This is a genomic window from Myroides odoratimimus, from assembly GCF_030326305.1.
GTDB lineage: Bacteria > Bacteroidota > Bacteroidia > Flavobacteriales > Flavobacteriaceae > Flavobacterium > Flavobacterium odoratimimum_A.
The window spans coordinates 90,725-106,756 of sequence record NZ_JACAKB010000006.1 but is presented as its reverse complement, the minus strand read 5'-3'; the positions used below and the strand labels follow the sequence as shown (position 1 = coordinate 106,756).

21 protein-coding genes and 1 pseudogene are annotated in these 16,032 nt (G+C 33.2%); 16 read left to right on the top strand and 6 right to left on the bottom strand.

Translation table 11 applies throughout. The annotated features are described in order from the left end of the window. Positions 1 to 10: 10 nt before the first annotated feature. Positions 11 to 448, bottom strand: coding sequence for a hypothetical protein (locus HX049_RS06860; protein WP_059050993.1), 438 nt, complete (start codon positions 446 to 448; stop codon positions 11 to 13). 348 nt (positions 449 to 796) lie between these two features. Here HX049_RS06860 and HX049_RS06855 point away from each other — a divergent pair. Continuing rightward, a pseudogene (locus tag HX049_RS06855) lies at positions 797 to 1,099 on the top strand (DUF6804 family protein). Positions 1,100 to 1,135: 36 nt separating this feature from the next. Here HX049_RS06855 and HX049_RS06850 read toward each other — a convergent pair. From HX049_RS06850 to HX049_RS06840, 3 genes are all read right to left on the bottom strand, one after another. Continuing rightward, positions 1,136 to 1,720: a hypothetical protein gene (locus HX049_RS06850; protein WP_006258531.1), complete on the bottom strand. Its 585-nt coding sequence runs from the start codon at positions 1,718 to 1,720 to the stop codon at positions 1,136 to 1,138. A gap of 630 nt (positions 1,721 to 2,350) precedes the next feature. After that, a complete protein-coding gene (locus tag HX049_RS06845; protein ID WP_286415042.1) occupies positions 2,351 to 2,965 on the bottom strand; it encodes a class I SAM-dependent methyltransferase in 615 nt (204 codons plus the stop codon). A gap of 2 nt (positions 2,966 to 2,967) precedes the next feature. Next, positions 2,968 to 3,285, bottom strand: coding sequence for a rhodanese-like domain-containing protein (locus HX049_RS06840; RefSeq protein WP_006258533.1), 318 nt, complete (start codon positions 3,283 to 3,285; stop codon positions 2,968 to 2,970). Positions 3,286 to 3,576: 291 nt separating this feature from the next. Between HX049_RS06840 and HX049_RS06835 the strand changes: the two genes are divergently transcribed. The 10 genes from HX049_RS06835 to rlmH all read left to right on the top strand — a co-directional run bounded on the left by HX049_RS06835 (position 3,577) and on the right by rlmH (position 10,085). Further along, a complete protein-coding gene (locus tag HX049_RS06835; protein WP_006258534.1) occupies positions 3,577 to 3,912 on the top strand; it encodes a PadR family transcriptional regulator in 336 nt (111 codons plus the stop codon). Between the two features lie 26 nt (positions 3,913 to 3,938). Continuing rightward, on the top strand, positions 3,939 to 4,580 hold the full coding sequence (locus HX049_RS06830; RefSeq protein ID WP_286415040.1) for a hypothetical protein: 642 nt from the start codon (positions 3,939 to 3,941) through the stop codon (positions 4,578 to 4,580). Between the two features lie 14 nt (positions 4,581 to 4,594). Then, positions 4,595 to 5,314 (top strand): hypothetical protein, encoded by a 720-nt coding sequence (locus tag HX049_RS06825; RefSeq protein WP_286415039.1) that lies wholly within the window; start codon positions 4,595 to 4,597, stop codon positions 5,312 to 5,314. 11 nt (positions 5,315 to 5,325) lie between these two features. Beyond that, positions 5,326 to 6,045: a hypothetical protein gene (locus tag HX049_RS06820; protein ID WP_286415037.1), complete on the top strand. Its 720-nt coding sequence runs from the start codon at positions 5,326 to 5,328 to the stop codon at positions 6,043 to 6,045. Between the two features lie 15 nt (positions 6,046 to 6,060). Beyond that, on the top strand, positions 6,061 to 6,708 hold the full coding sequence (locus HX049_RS06815; RefSeq protein ID WP_286415033.1) for a hypothetical protein: 648 nt from the start codon (positions 6,061 to 6,063) through the stop codon (positions 6,706 to 6,708). Positions 6,709 to 6,710: 2 nt separating this feature from the next. After that, on the top strand, positions 6,711 to 7,409 hold the full coding sequence (locus HX049_RS06810; protein ID WP_286415031.1) for a hypothetical protein: 699 nt from the start codon (positions 6,711 to 6,713) through the stop codon (positions 7,407 to 7,409). Between the two features lie 6 nt (positions 7,410 to 7,415). Then, positions 7,416 to 8,051 carry a hypothetical protein gene (locus HX049_RS06805; protein WP_286415030.1) on the top strand — a complete coding sequence of 212 codons (636 nt, stop codon included), beginning with the start codon at positions 7,416 to 7,418 and terminating at the stop codon, positions 8,049 to 8,051. A gap of 19 nt (positions 8,052 to 8,070) precedes the next feature. Next, positions 8,071 to 8,760 carry a hypothetical protein gene (locus HX049_RS06800; protein ID WP_286415028.1) on the top strand — a complete coding sequence of 230 codons (690 nt, stop codon included), beginning with the start codon at positions 8,071 to 8,073 and terminating at the stop codon, positions 8,758 to 8,760. A gap of 8 nt (positions 8,761 to 8,768) precedes the next feature. Further along, entirely contained in the window at positions 8,769 to 9,470 is a 702-nt protein-coding gene (locus tag HX049_RS06795; RefSeq protein ID WP_286415027.1) for a hypothetical protein, read from the top strand. Between the two features lie 141 nt (positions 9,471 to 9,611). Further along, entirely contained in the window at positions 9,612 to 10,085 is a 474-nt protein-coding gene (rlmH, locus tag HX049_RS06790; RefSeq protein ID WP_286415025.1) for a 23S rRNA (pseudouridine(1915)-N(3))-methyltransferase RlmH, read from the top strand. Positions 10,086 to 10,224: 139 nt separating this feature from the next. Here the strand turns inward: rlmH and HX049_RS06785 are convergent, their stop codons facing one another. Together HX049_RS06785 and folP are read right to left on the bottom strand one after the other, a co-directional pair. Beyond that, entirely contained in the window at positions 10,225 to 10,833 is a 609-nt protein-coding gene (locus tag HX049_RS06785) for a hypothetical protein (protein WP_025124730.1), read from the bottom strand. Next, on the bottom strand, positions 10,830 to 11,654 hold the full coding sequence (gene folP, locus HX049_RS06780; RefSeq protein WP_286415023.1) for a dihydropteroate synthase: 825 nt from the start codon (positions 11,652 to 11,654) through the stop codon (positions 10,830 to 10,832). The genes HX049_RS06785 and folP overlap by 4 nt, the downstream gene beginning before the upstream one ends. Before the next feature lie 124 nt (positions 11,655 to 11,778). On the opposite strand from folP, the gene HX049_RS06775 reads away from it, so the two are divergent. The 5 genes from HX049_RS06775 to tpiA are packed head-to-tail and all read left to right on the top strand — an operon-like array spanning position 11,779 to position 15,906. Further along, positions 11,779 to 12,324 (top strand): DUF1599 domain-containing protein, encoded by a 546-nt coding sequence (locus tag HX049_RS06775; RefSeq protein WP_286415022.1) that lies wholly within the window; start codon positions 11,779 to 11,781, stop codon positions 12,322 to 12,324. 28 nt (positions 12,325 to 12,352) lie between these two features. Then, positions 12,353 to 13,453, top strand: a complete 1,101-nt coding sequence (locus HX049_RS06770; protein ID WP_286415020.1) for a BT_3928 family protein — start codon at positions 12,353 to 12,355, stop codon at positions 13,451 to 13,453. A gap of 12 nt (positions 13,454 to 13,465) precedes the next feature. Beyond that, positions 13,466 to 14,542 (top strand): ABC transporter permease, encoded by a 1,077-nt coding sequence (locus HX049_RS06765; protein WP_286415017.1) that lies wholly within the window; start codon positions 13,466 to 13,468, stop codon positions 14,540 to 14,542. Between the two features lie 25 nt (positions 14,543 to 14,567). After that, positions 14,568 to 15,149: a TlpA disulfide reductase family protein gene (locus HX049_RS06760; RefSeq protein WP_286415015.1), complete on the top strand. Its 582-nt coding sequence runs from the start codon at positions 14,568 to 14,570 to the stop codon at positions 15,147 to 15,149. A 1-nt stretch (position 15,150) separates the two neighbouring features. Beyond that, positions 15,151 to 15,906 carry a triose-phosphate isomerase gene (gene tpiA / locus HX049_RS06755; RefSeq protein ID WP_286415013.1) on the top strand — a complete coding sequence of 252 codons (756 nt, stop codon included), beginning with the start codon at positions 15,151 to 15,153 and terminating at the stop codon, positions 15,904 to 15,906. Positions 15,907 to 16,032 lie beyond the last annotated feature (126 nt).

The window sequence follows — 16,032 nt, the reverse complement described above, 5'->3', positions numbered from 1 at the left end:
TGGGATCTGTTTAAAAACTAGCTTTTAAAAAATTAAGGGGAATAAATACAAAGGCATCTGTATCATTCAATACAATGACCTCTTCTAATGACAGCAACTCTCGTTCGCCATAAAACAATAAGAACAACTGATCCTCATACGCCTGTATCACACGCTGTACCTCTTCTGCTATATCAATATCTCTGTACTTCTCAGGAGAGGTAAAACGGAGTTTACTAGTGAATAGAATGTTATCTAAGGCTTCTTGTGTAGCAGTCAACTGCTCTACAGTACTGCGCTGTTTGAACTTCTGTATATGTTGTTCTACCTGCTGTGTCACTACAGCTCCAAGGAACTCTCTTACCGTGATTGCATCTGTGGATACTACTATCGCTATCGTCAGTCCCTCTACCTCAGCACTTAATCTATTCAATTGTTTGATCTGTATATTTACTCTCTTTACAGCCATAATCTCTTTCTTTTTCAAAGAGGAAAGATAAGACTTTTAACAAAAAGGTAAGTAGCTATAACTGGCTATATTCTATAGCAAATCAAACATCTTAACACCTTAATAATACTTACACAGCGTTCTTCAACTTGCCATTATCGGCAAAAAATAATCTAAATAGATAATTTATTTTAAAAACTTGCCGATATCGGCAAAAAACTCATATAAGCAGATAATTTATTTCAAAACTTGCCGATAGTTATAAAAGATAAATACGAATAACCTATTCTCTAGAAATAGTAATTAGCGACATCGCATTTAATCTAGTTATTTCGTATCTTAATACTCTATTTCACACCTGTCATACTCATGGAAAAAGCTATCAAAATCACTATTGCAGTTTTACTCTTACTGTGTCTTTTAAAGTTGCCTTATGGGTTCTATTAATTCGTTCGCTTTGTGGCCTGTATAGGATTTAGTTACTTTGCGTACAAATCTTATTATAGAGAAGAAAAAACGGAGATGTTTATCTATATCGTACTAGTGCTACTGTTTCAGCCTTTTTTAAAAGTCGCTCTTGGTCGTAGTATTTGGAATATAGTGGATGTCATAGTTGCTATTGGTCTATTTATCAATATCCCTAACAGCAATAAAAAAATAAACCGCGAATAGAATTAATCCATCCGCGGTTATACTTTATTTTAGTGATTAAAACTCATATACATCTAACTTCTGCTCTTGATCGAAGACTACCTCAGCGTGCCCACTCGGTGCATCATACTTCGCTTTCTCTACTACAGAAGGATTAGAAGGATATGTACCATTAGCATATACTAGTGATTTCCATTCTCCATCTGATTTTACAGTTAAGACTTTCCAATCATTCTCTACTGTAGGTTCTACAAAAATAGCTCCTTGCATCACTGTAAACTTCGTGATTAACTTATAATCAGACCCAAGTAGCAAAGTAGTACACCCACCTGATCCACAGAAATAAGTACCTGTAAGACTTACAAAGATTTCTTTCTTCCCATCTCCATTTAGATCAATAGCATACAGCTTAAACTGACGGTCTGTATCTGTCATCACCTTCAAATCTGCTTCTGTCAGAAACTCATTCTTTAAAAAGTTACTTACTCCTAATACAATATCTGATCCTACAGCATCAGCTTTAGGCTCCTGAAATTCTATTACCTCTTCTAAAGGTTCTATAGCCTCTACTTTCTTCTCTTTCTTACAAGAGACAAATGCTATTCCAACTAATAATACTGCAACAATACTTATTCTTCTCATCTTATTTTATTCTTTTTAATAGTATACAAAGGTGGCTAATTAATTCAATTGTAAAGTCTTTTTAACAACAATTTGATGTTCTTTTCTACAAAAAAAAGTGTTACTTTTTTACTATTTCAATAATTATTCAATTGATAAAGTTATTATTTTAAACTTCTGCTCAACTTTTTTTCTCTAAAAACAGTAATTATCCGTTTTTTGAGCACAAAAATAAAAAAAAAACAACCTCTTTTTTTTATTCCTAAAAAACAACAACACACTTAATAACAGCATGTTACTAAAAAAACTAGTCTATACATTAAAATACAATCATGCTATAACCCTAGTAAAATAGGGGCTTCAATGCAAATCCTTCGACAATACATGGACAATAACCCAAGAATGGTGGAGCTAAGGCAAGCTTTGTCCAACAATGCTCCTTTTATACTCCATGTATTCTCCTTTGATGAAAGACTCATACTTCATAATCATTAGATCATCATACTATTGCTATTTTGCTGATTAGAGATTGAAAAAACACTTTTCATTTTTCGTTTACCTCTGTATCACCCTATCTATATTCACTATCCTGTTGCAACAAAAAAAGCCTTGAAACTAGTGCTTCAAGGCTTATATATATTCTTTTATGTCTTATTTCTTCTTCGCTATCCCTCTGATTACTTTTGCTATTCCTCTGTGATATAGACCTTCTGACAGCTCTATATCTACCTCTTCTAGATTGATAAATTCGAAATCGCAGAAATCCTCTTTTAATTCTTCTACGCTATACAGCATCGCAGGGTTACTAGGTCCTCCTACATCGGGATTCTCTTTTTGTTTATAGATATGCTCTTTAGCAAAGGCTTCTAGTATCAATGTTCCACCTGCTTTGACATAACTTCCTAACTGTCTGTGATAGGCCCTCCTTACACTCTCTGGAAAATGAGCATAAATCAACGCTATTGCATCCACTGATGCTAATTCGTAAGATAACGATTCAACATCACTGACAAGATAGTCAATCTCTACATGGTGTTGTTTAGCTAATTGAAGTGCTTTATTCCTAGCTTCTATACTTTGATCAAAGGCTTTTACACTCCAGCCTTTTTGCGCTGCATATACCGCATTTCTCCCCTCTCCCTCAGCTGCCATTAATATAACCTCCTTGTCACGACTAGACTTGAGTACTTCTTCTAGATAGGCATTAGGCGCTATCCCATAAGCATATTCTTGTTCTTTATATCGCTCATTCCAAAACTCTTTCATGCTTATCTTCCTTTTACATTAGCGACTTTAGTCCACGTTCCACCATTTATCACTTGTGTATATCCTTTCTGCTCTAACATACGCTTCGCCTGACCACTGCGCATTCCACTTCTACAGAATACGACAATCTTGCTTTCTTTAGGTAATTTATGCAACTGTGATTCTAATGTATCTAATGGGATATTCAGAGCGCCAGGTACAGAACCACTTTTAAACTCTCCTACTGTACGTACATCTACCAGCATAGCTCCTTCCTGAATATAAGCGAATAGTAACTCTGCCTTATCTAATCCTAATAACTTATTTATAAAACCAAACATAGTCCATTGTTGTTTAAAAGAGTAAAGGTATGACTTCCCTTGTAGGTTAACTGTAACTTAGGTTACTGTACTCAAAGAAGCCTTTTATTTAACATTCCTGCAGCCTTCCACCTCAAAAAGGCAATTCTCTGACAGTCTCAACCATTAACACTTTACACCTATTTTACGCTAATTACTTACACTAAACAAACATTTATACATCAAAACATAAAAAGTATCTAAAAAGTATATACCTAAGATTTGGAGGTATCAGATATTTTTATACTTTTGCTATACATAAGAATCTTAAGTATGAAAAAGCAACAACAACTTTATAAAGGAAGTCTCAATGCCATCATCATGAAACTACTCGATCAGAATGGGAGAATGTATGGGTATGAAATCACGCAAAAGGTAAAGGAAGTAACCGAAGGAGAAATGAGCTTGACAGAAGGTGCTCTCTATCCTGCCCTTCACAAGCTAGAAGCTGATGGATACTTAGATGTAGAACTAGAGCGTGTAGATGGACGAGTACGTAAGTACTATAAGCTCACAGAATCTGGAGTAAAAGAAACTACTTCTAAAATGGAAGAGCTAGAAAGCTTTATCCGCAATATGCAGAACATTGTCAACCTAAAATTGACATAATTGGTAACCACCAAAGACAAAACACAATGAAAACACTTACTATAAACCAACAAAAACTAATTATCGCTGAGATAGCAAGATATAATGTGCGTTATGCCAATCTTAAAGAAGAATTGACAGATCATATCTTCTGTGAAATAGAAGAGCTATATCATACAGGATACGAGTTTGAACAAGCTTTTATACAAGTATTTGATAAATGGCATCCTATGCTGACTCCTAGAAAAGACTTTAAGTATAGACATGTCCCTTCTTTTATCTCTAATACGTGGTATCGCAGAGATGATAACAGATGGAGAATAGCAGGTGTTATCACTTTCTTGTTTGCCTTAATCAACTCACTCTTTTTAAAATTAGATCATACCACCCATAATATTAGCTTTTTTGCAATCAGTTTTATAGGGCTTGTATTATCTGTTCTACTATTCATAAAGAACCGCAAGAGACAGCACTATAGAGCTTCTTATTTGATACTAAAATCTATGGTATCTGGTAGTATACTACTTGTATTCACTCTTATACTTGGTATAAAAGTTTACGGGTATATGATTAACGGCTTTACTATGGGAGACCTTGACCTACTATCATTAGTTGCCCTATACCACTGTATCAATATTATAGTGTTATCTAGAGAAAATAGTAGACAACGTCGTACACAGATTGCTTAAAAAAAGAAAATGCTATGAAAACACTACAACCACTAGAACTAGATAAAATCAGACAAGAACTAATCAACCAAAAGGTAGAGTACATCGAGGTAATAGAAGAACTGACAGACCATATTGCTAATGGTATTGAGCAACAATGGAGAGAATCTAATACCCAAGTATCTTTTGAAGAGGCTTTAACTATAGAGATTAATAAATTCGGGGTTAAAGGATTAAACAAAGTACAAACTCAGATGAATAAAGCTCAAATATATGAGTACTTGCGTATCATCGGTTTAGGTATAAAAGAGTACTTTGTAACTTATAAAGTGTTCTATCTACTAGCTATTTTTATTGGTACGCTTCTACTGTTTAATATTTCAAGTAAATGGTATTTTATAGACAGAATATTTAATGTTGGTTATTTAGCTACGATTGTAACTTTTAATCTAGTTATCATGATAGACAGTGACGGTAGTTGTAAATTACTTTATCTAGGAAATACAAAAAGGTATATTTCTAATGCGTACTATTTACTAGCAAAGCAGTTAACCTATTTCTCTTTAATACCTATGATAATTCTTTGTTTCAGTAAAACTTCTCAACAGTTTATCTATTCAAACAGCGCTTTTATCTGGATACCTAAAAGTATTCTATTTACACTCTTGTTGATTATCCCTTTCATCATTCTCAATAAACTGAGACCTATGGTACTTAAAAAAAAGAATGAAATATCACAATCTAAAGTAATATAACTAATTACACTATGAAAACACTACAACCACTAGAACTAGATAAAATCAGACAAGAACTAATCAACCACAAGGTTGAATACATAGAGGTAATAGAAGAACTGACAGACCATATCGCCAATGGTATAGAACAACAATGGAGAGAATCTAATACCCAAGTATCTTTTGAAGAGGCCTTGACTATAGAGATTAATAAATTTGGGATTAAAGGTTTAAGCAAAGTACAGTCTACCATCCTGAACATAAAGATACAAGAGTGTGGTCTAGTTGTCTTAAAAGGAGTAAAAGATTGTTTAACTTCTTTTAAACTATTAGCTGTAATAGCTGTTGTTCTTTCTTTATATTCATTAATGACACTAACACAGCATTCGCTATTGTTAGCATCGCTATCTAACTTAATAATACTTATAATTTTTGGTATAGGACAGGTAATTGTTTTTAGCGAAACACTTAAAGCTTTGCAAAAGTATAGATATATGAATGGTTATAAAAAAACCCTTAATGATAAAAGTTATAGTATCATAGCTAGTGTTATATGTATAATAGTATTTGGAAGTACTCATTCTATAAAGAATTATATGTCTGTAACTGACAACGGAATACTACCACTAAGCTTTATATATACAACTAAGAGTGTGCTATTTACACTATTACTACTTACACAGTACAGTGTATACTTCTATCTAAAACCAAAATATGTTAGAGATAAAAATAACTTACTAAAAACTAACTAGTAACCAAAAATCACTATGACAACACTATCTACTAACCAAATAAAACATATAGAGGATACTCTAATCTCTAAATACAATATCAAGTATCAAGATACTCGTGAGGAAGTATTGGATCATATTTCTTGTGAGATAGAAGAGCTAATGAATGAAGGTGCTTATTTTCACGAGGCTAGTAAAATAACAATAGCTAAATGGCATAGTCAACTAAAGCCTTCTAATTGGGTGATCAACAAAACGCCTAGATTTATAGTTAGTCCATTAATTGTAAAAGATATGCAAAGTATTGGGCTACTATTTGTTTTGGCTATATTCACTACCTCTATAATTCATGTCTTTATCAAAGATCAATTATTCATCTTAGGTTTAGCTTTAGCTATCACAGGTTTTCCTATGTTAGTAATGGGGTACCTCAAGTATAAAAAGAATCGTTACGCGAACTTTAAACTGGATTATTACACTGAACATATCAAAGGCGTTGCTTGGTTTAGTGTATTTGTTTTAGATGGTATGGTATCTTTATATTATAGTTTCACGAGTACTTTTTCGATAGTTTACTTAAACCTAACATTCTTACTACTAGCTATATTCTTATCGAATACAGCCATGTATTTGACCTTAAAACATAACCAAGAATACAACAGTGTTTCATCTAAAATATTGTAATTATGAAAACACTTACTATTAATCAAATAGAAGAGATAAAAGATTTTATTATCAGTAAAGATGTGAAGTATTACGAAATAATAGAAGAACTTACTGATCATCTAGCTTCTTCTATAGAAGAGAAATGGTCTGAAAGTGACAATAATAGCTTAGAATACCTATTAGCTAAAGAATATGACAACTTTGGTTCTTATAAATTCTTATCTATTCAAGAAAGTAGAGAGAAACAAAAGTTCAGAGAATATAAACATATGTTTTTTAGATCTTTAAAAGAGTTTTTCACATTTCCCTTAATAGTTACAGTTATAGCTATAGTTTTACTCATTGCAGCATTACTTCATTGGATAGGTCAAGAATTTAAATTCTTAACAATGATATTTATAATGAGCCCAGTTATTGTATTCTTTTATAGCTATGCAAAAGATTTAATGTTACGCAAAAAAGTGAATAAAAAACTACTATTAGACAGTACTTATTCATCTGTTATGAGTTTTTCGTTACTCTCGAATACAATCTTCTTTAATATCATTATGCAAGGTAAAAGGCTCTTTGATTTACCTACTACCTATGATTCTATAGGAGATTGTTTATTAATGGCCTCAGGTATTACCTTAACTATACTTAGTATATATGTAGGTCTTAATATCATCAAGCCAACCTACAAAAATGAAAGAGATAGAATATTAAAAACTATTAACTAGGCACTTATGACAACACTATCTACTGACCAAATAAAACAAATAGAAAAATTCTTAATCACTCAATACAACATCAAGTATCAAGATACTCGTGATGAGGTACTAGATCACATTGCTTGTGAGATAGAAGAACTAATGAGTGAAGGCGATGAATATAGAGAGGCATACAATATTGTATTTAATAAATGGCACTCTAAATTATTACTTGAGTACTTCGGGATTTATAAAGGTATTCCTAAGTTTATAGCTCAGCCTGTAGCTAAACTTACTACTCAATCGAATTGGATTACATACCTCTTGACTTTTTTTGTATCTGTTGGGTTTACAGTTTTCTTCAGCATCCAAGAAATAAATGCTATGACAGCTTTTGTGTCAATACTAACAATTACTGTAGCTGTCGCAACTATCTCACTGTATAAAACTAGAAAACTAAAAGGATATTATTTAGATATATACAAACGGTTATTGGTAATAGAAATCAGTTTAAGTGTTTTCTTGTTTGTTCTGATGGCCTTTTTAGATGACTTACTTGAGTTAAACTATAAAAGTATAGATTATGTAGTTATGTACCACTTTATTCTTACTTGGTATCATATCTATTTATTCAGAAACTTAATAAAGAAAGGTCAATTAAAGTCTTCTTAACTATTAAATCAGCACTATTATGACAACACTATCTACTGACCAAATACAAGCTCTACACACTTTCGTAAAAAAGCACTATGTAGAATACTATGATATCGAACTGGAGCTAGTCGATCACTTAGCCAATGGAATAGAGTCTCAATGGAGAGAGGATGGTTCACTTACTTTTGAAACAGCGTTAGACAGAGAGTTTAAGAAGTTTGGGGTATATGGGTTTAGTACAATCATTGAAAAGAAGGAGAATACTCTATCGCATTTTTATCTTGGCATTATTCTAAAAGAAGTTCTGCGCTTCCTGCATTGGCCTAAATTACTCTTAACGAGTGTACTCTTTTATATCATATATACATCACTTAATTATCTATCAACTATGTTTGAGAATAGAGATATAATCTCTGTGATTATATGGAGTCTAATGCCTCTAGTTTTCATTTATTATATCATGGAGGCGACTCAAATTAAAAAGCTTCATAAAGCAACTCAAAAGAAATGGTTTATGGATAGAATAAGATTATCTGTAATAGCATTTCCTTTATCTGCTCTATACATCACGTATTATTTCGGAAGGTTTATAGCTAATAAGTCTATTGTGTTATCAAGTGTACTTATCTTATTCGTAGGACTCTGGATATACATTACATATAATGTTATATCTCCTAAGCTCAAACTAGAAAAAGAAGCTACTATCAAGAAATTTAACACCCTATAACTACTGTTATGAAAACACTATCTACTAACCAAATACAAGCTCTACACACTTTCGTAAAGAAACACTATGTAGAATATTATGATATCGAACTGGAGCTAGTCGATCACTTAGCCAATGGAATAGAGTCTCAATGGAAAGAGGATGGTTCACTAACTTTTGAAACAGCACTAGATAGAGAGTTTAAGAAGTTTGGGGTATTTGGGTTTAGTGATGTAGTGGACTCTAAAATAAAACTGGCAACGAATAGTTACTTAAAACAGATGTATAAGGTCTTATTAAGTTTCTTCACCATTCCTAAAATAATTGTTTCACTAGCTATATTCTTATTGAGTTTCGCTATTGGTTTAACTCTGCCTAATTACTATTTAGAAATATTTACAATCACATCTTTTATACTTCTTTTAAGTTTTATTGGTATGGGGGTCAGATGGCAGATAGAACTCAAACAGATCAATAAAGAAAGTAATAAGAAGTGGTATTTAACTAGAGTGGCTACTATGGCTCTTGGAAGTCCTGTGATACTAGTTATAACTCCTTCTTTTAATCTGATTAATCTATTACAAAACTATATTTCATCGATTAGCTTTCTCATTCTAACCTCCTTTTTGATAACCTTATTAATACTATGGGTTTATATCTCTCTTTTTGTATTTATACCCTTTATGCGCAAAGAGATACACCATTCCATTCGACGACACCAACTAACTTAAACACACCTTACTATGATTGCATTAATCACTAAAATTGCGTTGTACATCTGCAACCTAGTATTACATTGGCTATAAATACACCTTAGACAGTGTGCTATTTTCTATAAAAAAACTACTTTTGCAAAAAAATAAATCAGACAGATGAATATCAAATTACTTGCAATAGGAAAGACAGACAGTAAACCATTACAAACGTTAATGGATGAATATATGAAGAGATTGTCTTTTTATGTAAAGTTTGACCTAGAGGTAATTCCTGATATCAAAAATGCGAAGAATATGTCTGAAGATCAGCAGAAACAAAAAGAGGGAGAATTAATCTTATCTAAGATAGGCCCTACTGATCAGCTAATCTTACTAGATGATAAAGGAAAGGAGTTTACTAGCATTGGCTTCGCTGATGAGCTACAAAAGAAGATGAACTCTGGTATCAAGACCTTAGTATTCGTAATCGGAGGACCTTATGGTTTCTCAGAAGACGTGTATAAAAATGCAAAAGGGAAAATATCACTTTCTAAAATGACATTTTCCCATCAGATGATTCGTTTATTTATTATCGAACAGATCTATAGAGGATTCACTATCCTACGCAATGAACCTTATCATCACGAATAGGTTTTTGGTGAACGGTTTACAGTTTACAGTAATCAGTTTACGGTTTACGGTGGACAGTTAATCGGTTTACAGTGGACAGTTTCACAAAAAACGGTTTCACGGTTTCACAAAAAAACGATTTCACAGTTTCACGATTCAACTAATAGATTAAATCTGTCTTTAAAAACTTATCTACTACTTCTTTTTCTACAAAGAAAATACGAGTCTGTAAATAAGTTTCGTATGTTACGTCTTTATTCACTCCTAATTGTAGACTATCTTTATCCTTTATAGCTTCTATTAATTGGTCTTTAGTTACTGACTTGCCTTCTACTAAAAAGTTATTAGCATCTTTTAGATATACTACTTTATCTAAAGAAGTAGGTCCTACAAAACCAAAGTCTAAGTCTTTAATTGGAAAAAGAGAAAGGTGCTTGTGTAGTGTATCAGCATAACTTAGATATACTCCCTTCTCATCTCTATGCATATTGTCTTCTGCATATTTGTGATCTTTAATTCTCTTGATCTCTTGTAGTACTTCTTTAGCATTTAAATCGCGTTGAACAGAAACAATATAATTTGTACCAGCAATTCTGTTGGCATCATTTAAATTAAAACTCTTTCCTTCTTCTCCTGTTTCAAAGTAAATAGGTGAATGATCATCTATTCCTTCTTCAACGATAAAAGAAGCTCTACTTAATTGCATTTCTTTCTTATTACAGCTCACTAATAATAGTAAAGCAGGTATTAATAGTAGCACTTTTTTCATATACTCAATTGTTTTATTATTTCTCTTGTTTGCACAGCCTCTTTCACATCGTGAACTCTTAAGATATGAGCTCCTTTTTGTAAAGCTACTGTATTTAATACTGTTGTTCCGTTTAATGCCTCTTGAGGAGTAATATCAAATAACTTATAGATCATCGACTTCCTAGATATACCTACTAAAATAGGCAATTCAAAAGAAGATAACAACTCCATTTTACTCATCAGCTCATAATTTTGTTCCAATGTTTTAGCAAAGCCAAAGCCTGGATCTAGTATGATATCGTTAATCTTATATTCTCTTGCTTTCGCTACTCGCTCTGAGAAGTATATTTTCACTTCTTTTACTAAGTCATTATATGTAGTCATAGACTGCATAGTCTGGGGATTTCCCCTCATGTGCATCATGATATAAGGCACTTGCAACTCTCCTACTGTTTCTAACATTTTATCATCTAAATATCCGGCAGCAATATCGTTAATCATAGATGCTCCTGCTTCTATCGTAGCACGTGCTACTCCTGCTCTGAAAGTATCAATAGAAAGATGAATGTTAGGAAACTCTTTTTGAAGTAACTCTACAATAGGAACGATACGGTCTATTTCTTCTTGTTCAGATACATACTCCGCACTTGGTTTACTAGAATAAGCACCTACATCGATAAAGTCAGCACCGTCTCTTATCATCTGCTCAGCATGACTCAGAAAGGCATTATCTGTCTTATACTTCCCTCCGTCAAAAAAAGAATTAGGAGTGACATTCAGTATTCCCATAATTTTGGGAATACTTAAATCAATTAATTCCCCTTTACAATTTATTGTCATCGTGTGTAATACATTATTTTTTTGTGTAGTTTTATATAATAAAAACAACTAAAATACTTTTGCCTCTTTCAAAGGGTTAGTATTATTAGTATTTTTGAAAAAATATTACACAAATATAATCCAAATGAATACGACTTCTACTCAATTCGACCAAGTAATTGCGATATGCAGAGATTTATATACGAAGAAAATGAAAGACTACGGATGTGCATGGCGTATCCTAAGATTACCTTCTTTAACTGATCAAATATTTATCAAAGCACAAAGATTGAGAAGTATTCAAGAAAATGAAGTGCGCAAGGTAGATGAGGGAGAGATTCCAGAGTTCATAGGCATTGTGAACTACTGTATCATGGCTCTAATCAATTTAGAAATTGGCGTGGCTAATCAACCTGATCTATCAGCAGAAGAAGCAACTGCTCTATACGATAAAAAAGTAGCAGAGACAAAACAATTAATGGAAAATAAAAACCATGACTATGGAGAAGCTTGGCGTGATATGCGTGTAAGTTCGCTTACTGATCTAATCTTACAAAAGTTACTTCGCGTAAAACAAATCGAAAACAATCAAGGAAAAACAATTGTATCAGAAGGAATAGCAGCTAACTACCAAGACATGCTTAACTATTCTGTTTTTGCATTGATACACTTAGATTTACCAAACCAATAAATCACTGTTCTAACACAATCAAATAACTATGAAAATAATTGCTCAATTGTCTCGAATCTTTGTAGGAGTATTATTTATCCTATCAGGTTTAGTAAAGTTAAACGACCCTATGGGTTTCTCTTATAAGCTCGAAGAGTATTTCTCTGAGGCTGTTTTAAATATTCCTTTCTTGGCTCCTTATGCAGTAGGGTTAGCTGTAACGCTAGTTATCGCTGAAGTAATTCTAGGAGTAGCTTTGTTAATAGGATATGCACGTAAACTGACAATTGCTCTATTATTCTTAATGATTGTGTTCTTTACTTTCCTTACCTTCTACTCTGCATTCTTTAATAAAGTGACAGACTGTGGATGTTTTGGAGATGCAGTACCATTAACGCCTTGGGGGTCATTCACTAAGGATATTGTCCTACTGATATTGATTTTAATCATTATGAAGTACAATCAAGTGATTAAACCCATCTTTTCTAATAAAGTCAATAGTAGTATTCTTATAATAACTTTAGCACTATGCAGTTTTATGGGTTATTGGGTGCTAAACCACTTACCCTTTAAGGATTTTAGAGCTTATAAAGTAGGTACAGATATCGCTAAAGGCATGGAAATACCTGAGGATGCGCCTAAAGCTGTTTATCAAATTACGTTCTACTATGATGTAAATGGAGAAGAACGCAAGTTCTCTGATAAAGAATTAACTAAATTACCAGAAGGTGCTAAATACCTGAGAAGAGAAGAAAAACTTATCTCTGAGGGATACCAACCTCCTATTCATGACTTGACTATGGATAAAGACGGCTTTGACCAATTGCCAATGATGTTAACCGAGCCAAAATTAGTAATGCTTATTTCGTATGACTTAAATAGAGCTGACGAAAAAGGTCTAGAAGCGATGAAAGACTTTGCCAATAAAGCAATTGTTAAAGGATATGTAGTCGCAGGTATGACAGCTTCTAATCAAGACTTGATAAAACAGACAGTTCAAAAGTATAAATTGCCTTTTGATTACTACACTTGTGATGGAACGACACTTAAAACAATAGAGCGCGGTAACCCTAGTATCGTTGTTTTAGAAAATGGAGTGATTGTAGAGAAAAAACATTGGAACGACAGAGAATCTGTAAACTTAAAATAAGCATTATACCTCTTGTTAAGTTATTTTTTAAAGAAACTATTATACGCTTTCTTCACCTTACTAGGTGTAGTTACTGTAGTATTCTTTTTGTTTAATATTTTACCTGGTGATCCTGCCAGAATGATGTTGGATCAAAATGAAAACTCAGAACAATTGTTAGCAATTAAAAAGAAATACGGCTTTGACCAGCCTCAGGGGAAACAGTATATACTCTATCTAAACGACTTATCCCCTATCTCTATTCACAGCAATAATGAAGAGGATTACAGCTTTAATACAGCGGATAAATATACGGGAACAACTCTTTTTAGTACTGCGAAATACAGCCTAATGCTAAAAGCTCCTTATCTACGAGAGAGCTTTCAGAAAAGTGGAAAAAAAGTGAGTACTATACTCGCAGAGACTCTACCAAATACAATATTACTAGCAGTGCTAGCTATAGGCCTAGCTTTATTCATAGGAGTACTTTTAGGGATTATATCTGCACTATTTAAAAATACATGGCTAGATAAAACAATAGCTATTATTAGTACTTTTGGGATGAGTATTCCTTCTTTCTTTAGTGCTATTTTATTTGCCTGGATATTTGGGTATGTACTGCATAGTTACACAGGGCTACCTATGACAGGTAGTTTATATGAAGTAGACAACTTTGGCGAAGGAAGACATCTAATGCTAAAGAATGCTATATTACCGGCAGTTGTTTTAGGAATAAGACCTTTAGCTGTCGTAATTCAATTGATGAGAAATACATTGCTAGAAGTCTTAAATCAAGATTATATCCGAACTGCTAAAGCTAAAGGGTTAAGTACCTCACAAATCATATACAAACACGCTCTAAAAAACTCCTTAAACCCTGTAGTTACAGCTTTATCAGGATGGTTTGCTTCTATGTTAGCAGGAGCAGTATTTGTAGAGTATATTTTTGGATGGAACGGATTGGGAAAAGAAATAGTAGATGCTTTAAACACATTAGACTTACCCGTCATTATGGGAGCCGTACTTATTATCTCTTCTTCTTTCGTAATCATTACTATTTTAGTAGATTTGATATATGCTTATCTCGATCCGAGAATCAAGTTAAATTAGAAACAATAAAACAGATATTTAAACAATGAAAAAGATATTTTTAGCCCTAGCATTAGTCGCTATTACATTTGCCTCTTGTAAAGAGCAGACTCAAAAAACAGAAGAAGTATCAACTACACTACAAGAAGACGCAGATACTACACCTGAAGTAGAACAAGTAAAAGATACAACTGCATTTGCCACAAGAGCATTAGAACAAGACTTCGCTGAACTAGATGGCAAAGCTATTACGTTACAACAAATCTTAGATCAACAAAAAGGTAAAGCTGTAGTAATCGATGTATGGGCTGCATGGTGTCCTGACTGTATCAAAGCTGTTCCTACGATGAAAGAGATTAAAAAAGAGTTTCCTAGCGTAGTTTTTGTCAATCTTTCTTTAGATAAAACAGAAGAAGCTTGGAAAGAGGCTATTGAAAAATACGGTATTGAAGGTCTTCACTACTACTCTAAAGAAGGAAAAGGAATGAAAGGAGACTTCGGTAAATCATTAGATTTAAACTGGATCCCACGTTATATCGTTGTTGATAAAGAAGGTAAAATTGCATTGTACAATGCTACTGAGAAAAACTTCGATCAAATAAAAGACTTACTTAAAAAAATTCAATAATATGAGACATTCAATCGTTGCGGGTAACTGGAAGATGCACAAAACTTATTCAGAAACGCACACTCTATTAGACGAGTTAATTGAAAAATTACCTTCTGGAAAAGAAGTTGAAGTGATTGTAGCTCCAACATTTGTAAACTTAGCTAGTGCTGTAGCTCACCTAGAAGGTACTAATGTACAAATAGCTGCGCAGAATATGCACCAAGCTGAAGGAGGCGCTTTCACAGGAGAAATATCTGCACAAATGCTTACTGCTATTGGAGTTGAGACCGTTATTATTGGACACTCTGAAAGAAGACATTACTTCCATGAAACAGATGCTGTATTAGCTGATAAAGTAAATACGGCGTTACGTCATAATATGCGCGTAATCTACTGTATCGGAGAAGAACTTAAGGACAGAGAGAACAAACAATTCTTAAACGTGATCTTCAATCAATTAAGAGACGGTTTATTCCACCTTACCAAAGAGCAGTGGAGCAATATCGTTATCGCTTATGAACCGGTATGGGCTATAGGTACAGGAATGACTGCTTCTCCAGAGCAAGCACAAGAAATACATGCATTTATCCGTCAAGAGATTGAAAGAAAATACGACAAATCAGTAGCTGAAAATACTTCTATTCTTTATGGAGGAAGTGTTAAACCTAGCAATGCTCAAGAGATCTTCTCTAAGCCAGATGTAGACGGAGGTCTTATCGGTGGAGCAGCTTTAGTAGCTGATGATTTTGTAGCTATCGTTAACGCTGCTAACTAATAGCACTTTATAATATTCTTAAAGGGCATAAACTATCAAGTTTATGCCCTTTTTATAAGACATAATTTGTACATATTGTCTTATTTCACACTTCTTTACGAAAGTATTCGCTCTCTATTTAAATAG

Bases quoted from the DNA above. Each gene is read 5' to 3' on its own strand.
- HX049_RS06860 (WP_059050993.1), bottom strand. From the start codon at position 448: ATGGCTGTAAAGAGAGTAAATATACAGATCAAACAATTGAATAGATTA.
- HX049_RS06850 (WP_006258531.1), bottom strand. From the start codon at position 1,720: ATGAGAAGAATAAGTATTGTTGCAGTATTATTAGTTGGAATAGCATTT.
- HX049_RS06845 (WP_286415042.1), bottom strand. From the start codon at position 2,965: ATGAAAGAGTTTTGGAATGAGCGATATAAAGAACAAGAATATGCTTAT.
- HX049_RS06840 (WP_006258533.1), bottom strand. From the start codon at position 3,285: ATGTTTGGTTTTATAAATAAGTTATTAGGATTAGATAAGGCAGAGTTA.
- HX049_RS06835 (WP_006258534.1), top strand. From the start codon at position 3,577: ATGAAAAAGCAACAACAACTTTATAAAGGAAGTCTCAATGCCATCATC.
- HX049_RS06830 (WP_286415040.1), top strand. From the start codon at position 3,939: ATGAAAACACTTACTATAAACCAACAAAAACTAATTATCGCTGAGATA.
- HX049_RS06825 (WP_286415039.1), top strand. From the start codon at position 4,595: ATGAAAACACTACAACCACTAGAACTAGATAAAATCAGACAAGAACTA.
- HX049_RS06820 (WP_286415037.1), top strand. From the start codon at position 5,326: ATGAAAACACTACAACCACTAGAACTAGATAAAATCAGACAAGAACTA.
- HX049_RS06815 (WP_286415033.1), top strand. From the start codon at position 6,061: ATGACAACACTATCTACTAACCAAATAAAACATATAGAGGATACTCTA.
- HX049_RS06810 (WP_286415031.1), top strand. From the start codon at position 6,711: ATGAAAACACTTACTATTAATCAAATAGAAGAGATAAAAGATTTTATT.
- HX049_RS06805 (WP_286415030.1), top strand. From the start codon at position 7,416: ATGACAACACTATCTACTGACCAAATAAAACAAATAGAAAAATTCTTA.
- HX049_RS06800 (WP_286415028.1), top strand. From the start codon at position 8,071: ATGACAACACTATCTACTGACCAAATACAAGCTCTACACACTTTCGTA.
- HX049_RS06795 (WP_286415027.1), top strand. From the start codon at position 8,769: ATGAAAACACTATCTACTAACCAAATACAAGCTCTACACACTTTCGTA.
- rlmH (WP_286415025.1), top strand. From the start codon at position 9,612: ATGAATATCAAATTACTTGCAATAGGAAAGACAGACAGTAAACCATTA.
- HX049_RS06785 (WP_025124730.1), bottom strand. From the start codon at position 10,833: ATGAAAAAAGTGCTACTATTAATACCTGCTTTACTATTATTAGTGAGC.
- folP (WP_286415023.1), bottom strand. From the start codon at position 11,654: ATGACAATAAATTGTAAAGGGGAATTAATTGATTTAAGTATTCCCAAA.
- HX049_RS06775 (WP_286415022.1), top strand. From the start codon at position 11,779: ATGAATACGACTTCTACTCAATTCGACCAAGTAATTGCGATATGCAGA.
- HX049_RS06770 (WP_286415020.1), top strand. From the start codon at position 12,353: ATGAAAATAATTGCTCAATTGTCTCGAATCTTTGTAGGAGTATTATTT.
- HX049_RS06760 (WP_286415015.1), top strand. From the start codon at position 14,568: ATGAAAAAGATATTTTTAGCCCTAGCATTAGTCGCTATTACATTTGCC.
- tpiA (WP_286415013.1), top strand. From the start codon at position 15,151: ATGAGACATTCAATCGTTGCGGGTAACTGGAAGATGCACAAAACTTAT.